This is a genomic window from Pseudomonas sp. Irchel 3A5, from assembly GCF_900187575.1.
GTDB classification, from domain to species: Bacteria; Pseudomonadota; Gammaproteobacteria; order Pseudomonadales; family Pseudomonadaceae; genus Aquipseudomonas; species Aquipseudomonas folii.
In genome coordinates this window covers 273794-287404 of record NZ_FYDU01000005.1, presented here as the reverse complement: position 1 = coordinate 287404, position 13611 = coordinate 273794, and the positions used below count along the sequence as shown (strand labels likewise).

Here is a 13611-nt window from a genome sequence, read left to right as displayed (position 1 = left end):
CTCCAGGGTCGCAAAGCGATAAAAGCCAACGCTCATCAAGGCAGCGGTTTCAGGCTATTAACTACCCGATCCCAAAATCTCAACGCTTCTTCATCGGATTTAAAATCGCTGCCTTTCTCGTGCGTACCGAGTTCAAGCGCAATATAAGGCCGTGTGTTGGACTCTACTGTGCCTTTGTACTCTAGCTGGAAAGCATAAAACTGTTTGCCATCTACGCGGGCGCTAACCGCAACTTCCTCAGCCTGAATTCCGTTTACCAGGCGAGGCCTTTTCCTGAGGGTCTTGATACTGCCGGAATTAGCAAGCTCTCCTATCGACACGTCGTACTGACGTTTTTCAAATCGCTCTATCAAGCTGTCTTCCTGAGTAAAAATTGCCTTTGTGAGAAAGCTGATATAGGTACCTGGATGTCCCGCAATTTGCGCGCCCATGTAAACAGACTCCAAGAACTTTTCGCTACCAAGCGTCGTGTAGCCCGCCTCTATTGCAAAACCACCCTGCGGAGGAGCCTGGTGTGGCGGTCGGGAGTAAATGGAATTACTTAACAGGCGCATTTTCTCGATGCCACCCTCCAGGCCCTGTTCAGATATGTTTGCTGCCATCATGTGGTAAAGCGTATTTTTGGCAGTGAGCAGGTATACGTTAAAGGTATAAAACTTGTTAAGTCGCGAAACGAGCAATACGCTTCCATTGTCAAGAGGGACCGTTTTCTCGTAAACACTGAAAGTGCCGACCGCTATGCCTTTTTTCAAGTCTTCTACTTTCTGGTCCACAGCTTGATTTATACGGGAGTCTCCCTCGTTGCTGACCCACTCTATTTTTTCGTCAAAGTTTTTATAGTCTGCGGCGACTTCCGATCCGCGCGGCAGTGCGATTTCAAATCTGCCAAAGTAGTGAGTATTCAAGAGGCTTTCGCTTTTGCTGTCTTCATAGGAGCTAGCCAGCACGCTGGTTGCATTAAAGCCTGCTGACACGAGCATGCATAATAAGAATCTGGTCACTGCGTGCAATGTTTCACCCTCATGTCACTTTCTGATATTGGCGGATGGCTTGGCGGTATCGGTGGGAGTCTACCCTTTCGACGGCCAGACAAGCTTGTAAATCCCTCCATGAGTAGCCATGCAAGTTTGATCGGTTTCCATCACACAGAGACTCGCGCTTGCTTTCGCGAACCCGATGAACCCAAGCGCGAGAGCACGAGACAGTTCCTCCAGCAGTTCGAAACCGATCAACGCAGCCCTCACCCGGCATTAATGCCCCATCAGCGTATCAACCCCATCCGGCTTGTCGTGCACACCGAAGCGATCCACTAGCGTGGCCGTCGCCCGATTCATGCCGATGACATCGACCACGGCGCCAGTCTTGCGCAGTTTCAGCACCACCTTGTCCAGAGCGGCCACTGCTGTGATGTCCCAGAAATGCGCGTCACGCAAGTCGATGGTCAATGTTTCCAGTGTTTCCTTGAGATCGAAGGCGTTGGTGAAGCGATCTGCAGAGCCGAAGAACACTTGCCCGGTCACGTAGTACGTACGGTGACTATGTTGCGGATCACGCCGTGAAGTGACGTCCAGAAAGTAGGCAATCTTGTTGGCAAAGAACATTGCCGCCAGGAGCGTCCCGGCAATGACACCGTAAGCCAGGTTGTGAGTCGCGACGACCGCTACGACGGTAACGACCATGACGATGTTGGTCGAAAGTGGATATTGTTTGAGGTTGCGGATGGACGCCCAACTGAAGGTGCTGATCGACACCATGATCATCACGGCAACCAGTGCAGCCATGGGAATACGGGCCAGCCAATCACCCAGAAACAGCATCATGATCAGCAGTAACACGCCAGCGCTGAGTGTCGACAAACGAGTCCGGCCGCCCGACTTCACGTTGATCATGGACTGTCCAATCATCGCGCAGCCTGCCATGCCGCCGATAAGTCCCGTCGCGACGTTGGCAATGCCCTGCCCTTTGCACTCGCGGTTCTTGTCGCTGGTGGTGTCCGTCAGGTCATCGACGATTGTCGCCGTCATCATGGATTCCAGCAGTCCGACAACGGCCAGTGCGGCTGAGTAAGGCAGGATGATCAGCAACGTATCGAAGTTCAGCGGCACCTCAGGCCACATGAAGATGGGCAGACTGTCGGGCAGAGCCCCCATATCTCCCACGGTGCGAACGTTAAGACCGAGATAGACCGCAATAGCCGTCAACACGATGATGCAGACCAGTGGCGAGGGCAACAGCCGCCCCACCAAGGGTACGCGCGGGAAAAGATAGATGATCGCCAGACCACCAGCGGTCATCGCGTACACCGGCCAGGTGACGTCGGTCAGTTCAGGCAACTGAGCCATGAATATCAGGATGGCCAGCGCGTTGACGAACCCGGTGACCACGGAGCGCGATACGAAGCGCATCAGCTCTCCCAGCTTTAGAAAACCCGCGAGGATCTGGATCAACCCGCACAGCAACGTGGCGGCCAGCAAGTATTGAAGACCGTGATCCTTGACCAGATTCACCATGAGCAAAGCCATGGCGCCTGTTGCAGCAGAAATCATGGCGGGACGACCGCCCACGAAGGCGATCACGGTACAGATACAGAACGATGCGTACAGACCCACTTTGGGGTCGACGCCGGAAATGATGGAAAAAGCGATGGCCTCAGGAATGAGCGCCAACGCAACGACGAGACCCGCGAGCACATCTGCCCGCACGTTACATAGCCAGTCGGCTTTGATTTTTTCAAACATAGATTTACCCATGGCAAACGCAGCACTACGCAAAGCGCGGACGGCGCTGTGCAAGGCAGGTGCGTCTGTTTCAGTAGAGTTGTGGTGTTGCCACGGCCAATAAAGACGCGCAGCAGAAGGCAACCGCAGCTAGAAGGCGGTCAGGGTATTGCGAGGGGGGCGAAGCGCTAAGGCGGCGTAGGCAGCCAGTTCGAACGGAGCACTGTATTTTCCATTGGTGGTCGGATTGCGACGTCGGAATGATAGCGAATCAAGGAAGGGGTTTTCAATTTGAGGGCTGGTCCATCCGACGGACGCGAGGTAGCTGTGTGGATTTCGACATACGACTGAACGGTAAACAGTCTCCAAACGCAAAGGTGCAAGGAAGACGCAGCGCCAAATGGGATCACACCTCCAATCAAGCCGCTGACACCTACGATACAGTCACTCGCAGAACAAACTAACGGCGAGCATCAAGGCATCTCTACATAATGCCCGAGGTAAAACGTCGATTAAGTTAACATTCACTTTGCACCTCATGCACGGAAAGACGGGTAAAAGACATTGCTCCGCTAAGGTTTGAGCTTGTACATCCCTACGCCTTACTGATTTCGAGCGCCTCATTCAGGACTTTATTGCAGGCCAAATAGGTAACGGCAAACACACGTAAACATCCGATTGAATACTCATACACCACACGAACAACTCGACTGAGTTGCTTGCATTTTAAATTATATATTTCTGAAGAAAACTTGATTTGCCACATGGAATTTTCACATCGTGCGGCGCATAGTGCCAATACGCCATATTCCTGCCCAGACTATACCCCCCTAGAATAAATAAAAGGAGCATCACCATGTTAAATTCCTTGTCGGTAAGGACAAAATTAGTATCAAGTTTCGGCTTATTGGTATTGATTCTATTTCTGGTCTCTGCGTTATCAGTCATTAGCTTAAATGAATCTAACCTGCGCTTCTCGAGCTACGTAGACGGCCTGAGCAAGCGTATGGGCGTCGTGAATAACTTGCTGCTTGCTGCGCAGCAACGTGCTATTTCAGCACGCAATCTTGTCCTGGTCACCTCTGCAACTGAGCGCCAGTCTGAGGCCGACACCATAAACACCGAGCATCAGAAAGTTAAAAGCCTTTTGTCAGACCTGGTAGCAGGTGTAAAAGCACTGCCTCCCACCGCTGGGGGTGATGAAGCGCGGCGTTCGGTTGCCGAAATTGAAAGTATTGAGGAAGTCTACGGTCCTGTCGCTTTGGAGATTACGCGGCTGGCCATGAGTGGCGATAACAGTGCAGCCATTATTATGATGAATGGCGAATGCTTGCCACTCCTGAAAAAGCTGGTAGCGAGCGTCAATCGATACAAGCAGCTTAACTCAGAGGCTGCACAAGTTAGTGTCAGTAGTTCGCAGTCAGACTATCAAAACAGTCGCAACTTACTGATAATTTTCTGCGCAATAGCAATTGCCATAGGGGTGGCGCTGACTATTTTAATAGTTCGTGGATTATCACGTGCTCTGGGTGCAGAACCCACTGTCCTGTCTACAATTGCTCAGCGTGTTGCCAGCGGCGACCTACGGCCGATTCTAGAAGCGAAAATGTCAGCGGACGGCAGTGTACTGTCCTCCTTGAGTGAAATGCAGTCACGCTTGAGCTTGCTCATTGGTCAGGTTAATAGCTCATCGACAGTGATCTCTACGGCGGCGGTGGATCTTTCAGCCGCGACAGAGCAGACGCGCATCGGCGTAGAAAACCAGAGAATTGAAATCGACCAGGTCGCTACCGCGATCCACGAAATGGTGGCAACCACGCTTGAAGTTGCGCGCAACTCCGAAGAAGCAGCCCATGCGGCACTCAGCGCTAACCTTCAAGCGCAGACCGGCGGCACCATGGCAAAAGATGCAATCACCCAAATAAAACGCCTGGCGGCTGAGGTGTCAAAATCTGCCTCCGCCATGGCACAACTCAAGAAAGAGAGTTTGAATATAGGTAGCATGTTGCAAGTCATCACGTCAGTCGCTGATCAAACCAACTTGTTGGCGCTAAACGCCGCTATCGAAGCTGCCAGAGCGGGCGATGCGGGTCGAGGATTTGCGGTGGTAGCAGATGAGGTGAGGACGCTTGCCAAACGGACTCAGGGCGCAACGCTGGAGATTGGGACGTTGACTGCCAATCTGCAAAAAATAGCTGAAGAAGCGGCCGACATGATGGAAGTCTGTCACGGCCTGACAGATGAAACCGTCATACAGGTTTCAAACACCGGAAGTTCGGTTGAAACCATCGTGGAGATGATTGCCAACATCCAGCAAATGGTAAGGCAAATCGCAACGGCGGGTGAAGAACAAAGTTGTGTAGCCGAGGAAATCAACCGCAGTGTTGCTTCGGTGCGTAGTATTGCGGACAGCTCGGCCTTGTCTTGCGAGAGAACAGCCAGCTCAAGTAATGACTTGGCAACCCTGGGGGACGTCCTGCAGCAGCAGATAGGCCATTTTAAGGTTTAACGAATTTATCCTGGCCGTCAGAACACTTTCGCTACCCACAACAGGCAACGGCTAGCGACTCCAGTCTCCAACCCTCTCAGTCGAAAGATCATGGACGAATCAATTACTGCCGCCAGGGGCGCGATCCCTTGTGGGCGATTTGTTGGCCTGCAAGCTGAATTACGACGTGGGACCGGCTTTAGCCGGGAAGGCGATATTCCTGACAATACAAACATGTCGGCTTTACCGGCCTCTTCCCGGCTAAAGCCGGTCCCACGACACCGCTCCCACATGGATACTGGGACCTTGGCCGGGCGAGGCTTCAACCGGGCTGACGCAGCGCTGCAAAGATGCGTGGGACGTTCCGCTGCATGCACTTTCAGACCTGATGATCGCGACCTTTCTTAATCAGCGTGTGGCTGTGCCAGAGGTGCTTAAGGAGGCGCGACGTCGTCAGGAATGCCAAGAGCCTGATGACACTGAGTACTATGATGGGCAGCGTCTTGAAGCAATGACGCATGCAGAAAAGCTCATCATTTAAGACTCAAATTTTACCGACATACGCCCTACTGGCTTTGAGCAGCTCCATAGCCCCAGTGCTCGTTGGCCGATAACGCTCAACATTAGCTGTTTTCGCTGCAAAAAACCTTATCGTCTGCTCCGCTATACACCCATCTGATCCGTATTTTTCTTCCCCATCTGAATCTGTATTGCAAACACCCTCGCCCCGATAATAAAGCTACCCGGCAGCCGAAAGCTCTTAGCTGATCGGTTCGTTCTCAACGTGATTCCGGACGTGCTGCATCACCCATCATCGGGAGGCCTTATGGGCAAGCTAACGATCTACATGGCGATTTTTTTATTGGTAGCAATCGGCGTGGGTGTGCTGGGTACTATTCCTCCGGGTTGAGGAAGCCTGGTGTCGGCGTGATGAAGAGGACGTGGGGTTGATACGGGCGATCATTTCTGATGACAACGCTTAGTGATTGCCACGGCCCACTCCCGGCTAAAGCCGGTCCTACGGGATTGCGGGCAATCAGGGAAAGCATTTTAGCTCAAGCGTCGTGGTGATCCTGGACAACAAACCAAGCCCGGTTTAACCCAGGCTTAGCTGATCAATCAACCCGAAACCTGATTCGCAAACTGCCCCACTGCGTTCACAACCTGCTGGGCCCCATCCTGAATTTCGATGATGACTTTGCCCGCCTGACCTGACAGTTCCAGGCCTTGTTCAGCCTGTTTTTTGCCGTGCTCGATGACGCCTACTGCTTGCTCGGCGAGTGCCTGGTTTTTCTGCACAACGTCGACGATTTCGGCGGTGGCTTTGCTGGTGCGGGAGGCGAGTTGGCGGACTTCGTCGGCGACGACGGCGAAGCCTCGACCTTGCTCACCGGCGCGGGCGGCTTCGATGGCGGCGTTGAGGGCCAACAGATTGGTCTGATCGGCAATGCTGCTGATCGCGGTGATGATCGAGCCGATGATTTGCGATTGCTTGTCGAGTGCGCCGATGCCATCTACCGCCAGCTCCATTTGAGAAGCCAGGGCGCGCATGACCTCGACGGTTTCCTTGACCACGACGCTGCCTTTACGCGCAGTTTCGTCGGTGTGCTTCGAAATCGTGAAGGCAATTCTTGCAGCTTCGGAGACAGCCTCCTCTCGCTCGACTTGCTCGGTGATGACAGTGGCGAATTTCACAACTTTGTAGAGACGACGGTGAGCATCTGTGATCGGGTTGTAGGACGCCTCCAGCCAGACGGAATGGCCGCGGCTGTCAATACGTTTGAAGCGATCGACCACAAACTCGCCACGGCGCAGTTTGTCCCAGAACACCTGGTACTGCGGGGAGCTGGCTTCCTGCGCTTCGCAGAAAATACTGTGGTGCTTGCCGACCACTTGCGACAGCGAGTAGCCCATGGAATCCAGAAAGCGCTGGTTGGCGGCGAGCACGTTACCGTCCAGATCGAACTCAATCACGGCGGTGGAGCGCTGCAACGCTTCGATCAGGTTTTCATGCTCGCGGGAGGCCTCAATCGTGCGCGTCAGGTCACTGGCGTACACAGAGAATTGCGTGACCTTGCCACTGCTGTTGATCACCGGCTGAACAATCACCCGCAACCAGGCTTCCCTCTGGTCACCACGGAAAATCTGCAGCGCCCCAGCCCAATGCTTGCCTTGCTGAATCGCTTTGCTCATGCGCGAAAAGTGGTCAGTGCTCTGAGCGTATTTGGGCACCATTTCCAGCAGCGAGCGGCCGACCAACTCGCTGCTGGTGTAGCCCATTTCCTGTTCGAATTTGCGGTTGACCGACTCGATCTTGCCGCGCTCATCAAGGTTGATGGACAGCATTTCAATTTCAAGACTGTCGCGTACCTGCTCCATGGACGAAAGCTTTTCGCTTATCGTTAACAACTCCTGCTTCAATCGTTTGTTGAAAATCATAAAGCAGTAACTCCGCACACGTTTTTTATCAGAGGCAGGCAAGCAGCAATCGATATTGATTACGCGTAAATGTCTACGTTTGATAACGGCTGACAGCGCGAAGACTTGAGGCTCTAGAACGAGGTTTCCAGCAAAATAAACTCGTTTGCCGATAGCTGGCTGTATAAGTCTGAATTAACTATAAAAAAAGAAAACTGGATCCAGTGTGGCTGTTTTTTTGTGGGCTGAACGGGGCTAATCACGGCTTTTGAATACGGGTTTCATCAAGCGTCTGGACGTATGTCGGGTTACTGACGAGTCATGTCCAGCGCTTTGCGCCACCATGGCTTTTCCCATGCTTGAGGTGCGGGCAGCACGTCCGGCATGTCGCGCAGTTTGATCCACTGTTCGTTTTCCCATTGCAGCAGACACAGACTTTTGCCGGGCCACTGCATCATGCTGAGGCTGGGTTGTTGGGTGTGTGGAGCCTCACGCAGGAGGGGCATGACTTCGTGGGTCAGCCAGCGGCGCAAGGCACGGTTTTCCGGCACATAGTGGTGAACCAGCATGGCGTAGGCACCGGATTCGCTGATCAGTATCTGTTTGCTCCATTGAGCGCTGGCCAGCAGCCAGGCATTACGGTACTGGTCCGGGTCGAGTTTGTAAGTGGAACGTTGGTCCAGTGCTTTGCCCATGAGGCGTGCGAGATCCTGCAGACAGAACCAGCCCTGCCCTTCGAGCATCAGCGCGCGAAGCATGCGCTGATGGCGGACGAACAGCAGCGGTTCGAAACAATCGGTTGAGCGAGTTGGCTGGGGTTGAAGCGCTTGCATCCGTTGAACTCCGTTCGGTCATGGCTTGCCATCCTTTACCCGCTGAACGGAGTAAAGGTGGCAGTTGTGCGAGGGTTAGCGAACCGGCCTCAACAAAACATAAACGCACCGGCAGACCCGAAGGTCTCCGACGCACAACCGCCATAACGTATGTTTCAAGCGTAGATGAACACCTGAAAAATTCCGCAGGAGATATGTTTTATTGAGATTCGGATCGCTAAATCCGGTCGCTTGTTTTGAGCAACGGAGCGGAGACTAGCTACATGCTTTTCACCTCGCAAGTGCTTATAAGGTAAGGTTTTAAAAGAAAAATATAGCAATAAGACAGTACCTCAAATGGCGTAAGAAGTTTCCGCAATAGAACCAATCAATATGTAGGCGTTAGCGTAGGCTTCGATAAATGGCCTAAATGCAAAATCTATCGTCGCCACCAAGGTTCCTGCGCCCGTTCATCGCCGTGGGACCGGCTTTAGCCGGGAATAGGCCAGTACAGTCGACACATTTTCATCGTCAGCAACGCAGCCTTCCCGGCTAAAGCCGGTCCCACGTCGACTGGGTTCAGTCTGTGCCTTGTAAGTACTTACAGCATGGCTAATAGCTACTCAACAAAGACCAACCATCCAAAACAGTGCATTTATACGACGATACACACTCAGTCGAGTCTATCAACTTGCAAGTTCTAAAATTTTAATACCGCTGGTCAACTTTCTGGAACGGTACTTCTTTTCAATTGCTCTCTTTCCTGTGGCCACAAAGATGACCACACAGCCGTTTTGGCCAAGATAAAGTTGAGGAATCATTCCATGTTTTTACATAACCGACGTTTGCAATACACCGTGCGCGTGGCAAGACCAAACCCAGGCTTGGCGAATCTTTTGCTGGAGCAATTTGGCGGGGCTCAGGGTGAATTGGCCGCAGCAGCGCGCTACTTCACTCAAGCCCTGGCTGAAGAAGATCCAGGCCGTAAAGACTTGTTGATGGACATCGCCACCGAAGAGCTGAGCCACCTGGAAATCATTGGCTCGATTATCTGCATGCTTAACCGTGGCGGCAAAGGTCAATTGGCTGAAGGCGTACAAGAAGAAGGCGAGCTTTATCGGGCTATCAATGGCGCCGGTAACGATTCGCACATCACCAGCCTGTTGTATGGCGGCGGTGCTCCACTGACCAACTCGGCCGGCGTGCCATGGACTGCCGCTTATGTCGACACCATCGGCGAACCGACGGCAGACTTCCGTTCCAACATCGCTGCGGAAGCACGGGCCAAGATTGTCTATGAGCGCCTGATGAATGTGACTGACGATCCAGGTGTCAAAGAAGCCCTGGGCTTCCTGATGACCCGGGAAATTGCTCACCAGAAATCGTTCGAAAAAGCGCTGCACTCCATCCAGCCAAACTTCCCGCAAGGCAAGTTGCCTGGCATGCCTGAGTTCACCAATGTGTACTTCAACTTGTCCACTGGCGGGCCTGATGTGCGCGGTCCATGGAATGAGGGTGAAGATTGGGAATACGTTGAATCGCCAGAGCCTGCGGTTGATGGTGGCGACGGTAGCGCATCGGTCGTGTTGTCAGATGAAGATGAAGACGTGCTGCTGAATATGAAAACCCGAACCATGTCCGATCCGGAGTCCAACCCGATAACTGCAGCGGATCTGGGCTCAGGTTTTGTACAAGGCAAAGACGCTTGATCGTTTGAACAAACGCTGACGCAAACCCCGAACTGAAAAGGAGGTAACCATGGCTTTAACTGGACATTCGCACCGACAGGATCTGGAGTCACTTGAGGCTGCACCCGCCGTATTTGACTCAACGCTAAAACGTTTTGATCAGCAGGCAGTAATTCTCAAACGTGGCTTTCAGGTGAACCAGACCTTGAAGAGTCTGCGAACTCTTGGGCAACTGACCCGAGAACTTCAGTCGCATTCAACCAGTAGTTATGCGGCAATCAGCTATCGGTCAGATAAATAGCCAGAGTAGCTACCCAGAGTAACTACCCCCAGAGTAACAACCAGTGAAACACCGCGAAAAAAAGAGCAGGCCCCTCACCAGGGCTTGCTCTTGTTTTTTCTGCCTCCCGAAAAGGGCATTACGCGGTATAACGATGCGGCCGATGATTCACCGCGATGATCAGGTTGAGCACGATGGCACCGGCGATGGATGCCAGCAGTATCGGCAGGCTGACAAGGTACAGCGAGCCCAGCACCACGAGTACGTCCACTACCATCTGCAACTTGCCCGCGCGCAGACCGATGCGGTCTTGCAGGTACAGCGCAAGAATATTGATACCGCCCAAGCTCGCCTTGTGCCGGAACAGAACGATGAACCCCAGGCCCATCATGATATTGCCGAACAGCGCCGCGTAGATCGGCTGCAATTGGTCGATGTGGATGAACCGCGCGTGCAGCTCGGAGAAGATCGACACCAGCGCTACCGAGCAGAAGGTCTTGATGGTGAAAGCCCAGCCCATGCGGCGGATGGCCAGATAATAAAACGGCAGGTTGATCAGGAAAAAGGCCACCCCGAATGACAAGTGGGTCGCGTAGCTGATCAGAAAGGCGATCCCGGCACTGCTACCAGTCACACCGCCGACCTGACGCAGCATCATCACCCCAAAGGACACCATCAACGTGCCAATGACGATCGCAAATATGTCTTCGAAAACGGAATGCTTGACGGTTTGAGTGGCGGCGATTTGGGTCATGACGAACTCTTTGAAGATGTGCGGATGAATGATTGGCAGGCTGAGCAGCGCCAGCCAAAGCGCGCACAGATTACCCAATAAAGGATCGATGTGCGCGTTAAATAGATGAATATGCGTATATCACGCACGCATAATCAGAGAATGCACTGTTTATGCGCCAGATTGCACTGAGCTGGTGCGTCGTGAACCGCAAGACAGGAACCACCGCGTCAAATCCTCTCGGCAACAAGTTACCTCCTACCCGACACCGCGCCGCACGGTAGGAGCGAACTTGTTCGCGAGAGGCGTCAGAGCAAGACCAACACGGCATCGCGCCACACGGTAGGAGCGAACTTGTTCGCGAGAGGCGTCTGAGCAGGACCAACACGGCACCGCGCCGCACGGTAGGAGCGAACTTGTTCGCGAGAGGCGTCTGAGCAGGACCAACACGGCATCGCGCCACACGGTAGGAGCGAACTTGTTCGCGAGAGGCGTCTGAGCAGGACCAACACGGCATCGCGCCACACGGTAGAAGCGAACTTGTTCGCGAGAGACGTCTGAGCAGGACCACCGCGGCAAACTCTCGGCAACAAGTTACCTCCTACCCGGCATCGCGAACGATGGCATCGCTGAACATTGTCAGGCAGGATTACGGCCGCCTCATTACTTAAATTTTCGAGTTCTGCCCGTCATGAATAATAAGAAACTTTACCTCTCCACTACCCTGTTGCTCGGTTTCTCCAGTCTCGCCCTGGCACAGGAATCAGGCTCGCATCTGGACAAGGTTTTGCAGTCAGGTGAGCTGGCTGTCTGCACCACGGGGGATTACAAGCCCTATACCTTCCTGCGCGAGGATGGCGAATATGAAGGGATCGACATTGAAATGGCCCGTTCGCTGGCGCAAAGCCTTGGGGTGAAGGTGCAGTGGGTGCCGACGACCTGGAAAACTCTGATGCCGGACATGCTGGCCGGTAAATGCGACGTGACCATGGGTGGCGTTTCGGTGACTCTGGAACGCCAGAAGAAGGCGTTCTTCAGCAACACGCTGGACGTTGACGGCAAGATCCCGTTGACCCGCTGTGAGGATCAGGCGCTGTATCAAACCATCGAGCAGATCAACAAGCCCTCCGTGCGCCTGATCGAGCCAGCCGGTGGCACCAATGAAGCGTTTGTGCGCGCCCATCTGCCTGCGGCGCAACTGGCGTTTCACGACAACAAGACGATTTTCCAGCAGCTGCTGGATAAGAAAGCCGACGTGATGATCACCGATTCTTCCGAGGCGCTGTATCAACAGAAACGCATGCCGGGGCTCTGTGCGATCAACCCGACGCGCTACATGCAATACGGCGAGAAGGCCTATCTGCTGCCACGGGACGACACCACCTGGAAGGCTTATGTCGATCAATGGCTGCACCTGAGCAAGGCAACCGGGACGTATCAGACCGTGGTCAGTCATTGGCTGGCGGTGCCGGGGCAGTAATTCCCGCGCTTTTTTGTAGGAGCTCACGAGCACCGCGAGGCAGCGATGGCGGTGTATCAGGTAAACCGCTATCGCTGCCTCGCGGTGCTCGTGAGCTCCTACAGGGTCTTGGCTTGTAAGCTTTAGCATGAACTGGCTCCGTTCTTGCTTCGTCCGCAGCATCACTCCAACCCTCGAGCTTCTCCTCCTATGAAAAACATGAAACACAGCGCTACCGCCGCCCTGCTTTTCGGGCTGTCGGGTTTTGCCCAGGCACAGGAACTGCCGTCGCATCTGGACAAGGTGTTGCAAGAGGGACAACTGGCGGTATGCACCACCGGTTATTACAAACCGTATTCTTTCCTGCGCGAAGACGGCGAGTACGAGGGCATTGATATCGAGCTGGCCCGCTCACTGGCGCAAAGCCTTGGGGTGAAGGTGCAATGGGTGCCGAGCACCTGGAAGACGCTGGTGCCAGACATGGTCGCCGAGAAGTGCGACATCGCCGTGGGTGGGATTTCCGTGACACTGGAGCGCCAGAAGAAGGTGTTCTTCAGCAGCACGCTGGACGTCGACGGCAAGATTCCACTGGCCCGGTGCGAGGATGTAGCGCTGTATCAAACCATCGAGCAGATCAACAAGCCTTCCGTGCGCGTGATCGAACCAGCCGGTGGCACCAACGAGGCCTTCGCCCGTGCCTTCTTGCCCAATGCGCAGTTGGCGTTCCATGACAACAAAACCATCTTCCAGGAGCTGCTGGATAAAAAAGCTGATGTGATGATTACCGAAGCGTCAGAAGCGCTCTACCAACAGAAACGCCTGCCGGGTTTGTGTGCGATCAACCCGACCCAGTCTCTGCAATACGGTGAGAAAGCCTATCTGCTGCCTCGCGGCGACATGGCCTGGAAAAGTTATGTCGATCAGTGGCTGCATCTGAGCAAGGCCAATGGCGCGTATCAGAAGGCAGTGGGTAACTGGCTGGCAGTGCCGGGGCAGTAAAACCCGAAAAACCGGTA

9 protein-coding genes and 2 pseudogenes are annotated in these 13611 nt (G+C 53.7%); 5 read left to right on the top strand and 6 right to left on the bottom strand.

All coding sequences use genetic code 11. The features are described from left to right. Nucleotides 1–35: 35 nt before the first annotated feature. On the bottom strand, nucleotides 36–980 hold the full coding sequence (locus tag CKW31_RS10335; protein ID WP_176469850.1) for a T6SS immunity protein Tli4 family protein: 945 nt from the start codon (nucleotides 978–980) through the stop codon (nucleotides 36–38). A gap of 270 nt (nucleotides 981–1250) precedes the next feature. After that, a complete protein-coding gene (locus CKW31_RS10330; protein WP_095094252.1) occupies nucleotides 1251–2738 on the bottom strand; it encodes a SulP family inorganic anion transporter in 1488 nt (495 codons plus the stop codon). 835 nt (nucleotides 2739–3573) lie between these two features. On the opposite strand from CKW31_RS10330, the gene CKW31_RS10325 reads away from it, so the two are divergent. Continuing rightward, the gene (locus CKW31_RS10325) at nucleotides 3574–5226 is read left to right on the top strand and encodes a methyl-accepting chemotaxis protein (protein ID WP_095094250.1); all 1653 of its coding nucleotides are present in this window, start codon (nucleotides 3574–3576) and stop codon (nucleotides 5224–5226) included. A 1098-nt stretch (nucleotides 5227–6324) separates the two neighbouring features. Here CKW31_RS10325 and CKW31_RS30330 read toward each other — a convergent pair. The 3 genes and pseudogenes from CKW31_RS30330 to CKW31_RS10315 form a co-directional block, all read right to left on the bottom strand. Next, a pseudogene (locus CKW31_RS30330) lies at nucleotides 6325–6759 on the bottom strand (methyl-accepting chemotaxis protein); the annotation flags it as partial. A 105-nt stretch (nucleotides 6760–6864) separates the two neighbouring features. Next, nucleotides 6865–7551 (bottom strand): annotated as a pseudogene (locus tag CKW31_RS30325) (PAS domain-containing protein); the annotation flags it as partial. Between the two features lie 380 nt (nucleotides 7552–7931). Then, nucleotides 7932–8456: a Bro-N domain-containing protein gene (locus CKW31_RS10315; protein WP_095094248.1), complete on the bottom strand. Its 525-nt coding sequence runs from the start codon at nucleotides 8454–8456 to the stop codon at nucleotides 7932–7934. A gap of 803 nt (nucleotides 8457–9259) precedes the next feature. Between CKW31_RS10315 and CKW31_RS10310 the strand changes: the two genes are divergently transcribed. Further along, a complete protein-coding gene (locus CKW31_RS10310) occupies nucleotides 9260–10144 on the top strand; it encodes a manganese catalase family protein (protein WP_095094246.1) in 885 nt (294 codons plus the stop codon). A gap of 49 nt (nucleotides 10145–10193) precedes the next feature. Then, on the top strand, nucleotides 10194–10424 hold the full coding sequence (locus CKW31_RS29535) for a hypothetical protein (RefSeq protein ID WP_141230139.1): 231 nt from the start codon (nucleotides 10194–10196) through the stop codon (nucleotides 10422–10424). Between the two features lie 118 nt (nucleotides 10425–10542). On the opposite strand, the gene CKW31_RS10305 is transcribed toward CKW31_RS29535, so the two are convergent. Beyond that, complete coding sequence (locus tag CKW31_RS10305; protein ID WP_256582557.1) at nucleotides 10543–11235, bottom strand: YitT family protein; 693 nt, start codon at nucleotides 11233–11235, stop codon at nucleotides 10543–10545. 592 nt (nucleotides 11236–11827) lie between these two features. On the opposite strand from CKW31_RS10305, the gene CKW31_RS10300 reads away from it, so the two are divergent. Next, complete coding sequence (locus tag CKW31_RS10300) at nucleotides 11828–12616, top strand: transporter substrate-binding domain-containing protein (RefSeq protein ID WP_095094244.1); 789 nt, start codon at nucleotides 11828–11830, stop codon at nucleotides 12614–12616. A gap of 189 nt (nucleotides 12617–12805) precedes the next feature. Then, nucleotides 12806–13594: a transporter substrate-binding domain-containing protein gene (locus tag CKW31_RS10295; protein ID WP_095094242.1), complete on the top strand. Its 789-nt coding sequence runs from the start codon at nucleotides 12806–12808 to the stop codon at nucleotides 13592–13594. Nucleotides 13595–13611 lie beyond the last annotated feature (17 nt).

Excerpts from the sequence above, each read along its gene's own strand:
- CKW31_RS10335 (WP_176469850.1), bottom strand. The coding sequence starts at position 980 with ATGCTCGTGTCAGCAGGCTTTAATGCAACCAGCGTGCTGGCTAGCTCC.
- CKW31_RS10330 (WP_095094252.1), bottom strand. The coding sequence starts at position 2,738 with ATGTTTGAAAAAATCAAAGCCGACTGGCTATGTAACGTGCGGGCAGAT.
- CKW31_RS10325 (WP_095094250.1), top strand. The coding sequence starts at position 3,574 with ATGTTAAATTCCTTGTCGGTAAGGACAAAATTAGTATCAAGTTTCGGC.
- CKW31_RS10315 (WP_095094248.1), bottom strand. The coding sequence starts at position 8,456 with ATGCAAGCGCTTCAACCCCAGCCAACTCGCTCAACCGATTGTTTCGAA.
- CKW31_RS10310 (WP_095094246.1), top strand. The coding sequence starts at position 9,260 with ATGTTTTTACATAACCGACGTTTGCAATACACCGTGCGCGTGGCAAGA.
- CKW31_RS29535 (WP_141230139.1), top strand. The coding sequence starts at position 10,194 with ATGGCTTTAACTGGACATTCGCACCGACAGGATCTGGAGTCACTTGAG.
- CKW31_RS10300 (WP_095094244.1), top strand. The coding sequence starts at position 11,828 with ATGAATAATAAGAAACTTTACCTCTCCACTACCCTGTTGCTCGGTTTC.
- CKW31_RS10295 (WP_095094242.1), top strand. The coding sequence starts at position 12,806 with ATGAAAAACATGAAACACAGCGCTACCGCCGCCCTGCTTTTCGGGCTG.